Below are 361 nucleotides of genomic sequence, written 5' to 3' on the forward strand. Positions count from 1 at the left end.
TTCGACGTTCGGCGAGGTCCTGCTGAGCCTGCGGACGGCGGCAGGTCTGTCGCAGGCAGGTCTGGCGCTCGCCTCCGGGATGAGCGTCCGGGCGTTGCGCGAGTTGGAACGCGGTCGGGCGAACGCGCCGTATGAGCGGTCGACGGAGCTGCTCGCCGACGCGTTGGAGCTCGCGGGGGAGGTTCGGGAGTCCTTCCTGTCTTTGGCGAAGGAGGGGCGTCGTCGCTCGGTCGGGATCGCCAAAGGCGCGGCGTTGCGCCGCCTGCCGGCTGTGTCCGGGCTTGTCGGAAGGCGGCAGGAGCTGCTGCGGCTTTCTCGTGAGGCCGAGACCGGTGGTGTTGTCGTGATCGCGGGGCCTCCC

1 protein-coding gene is annotated in these 361 nt (G+C 70.6%); it reads left to right on the forward strand.

Annotation, left to right across the window (positions count from 1 at the left end):
• Nucleotides 1-361, forward strand: a 361-nt coding sequence (locus ADL03_RS05610; RefSeq protein ID WP_157528046.1) for a helix-turn-helix domain-containing protein, incomplete at both ends; no start/stop codon positions are given.

Origin of the sequence: Nocardia sp. NRRL S-836, assembly GCF_001279525.1 — a bacterium.
GTDB lineage: Bacteria > Actinomycetota > Actinomycetes > Mycobacteriales > Pseudonocardiaceae > Lentzea.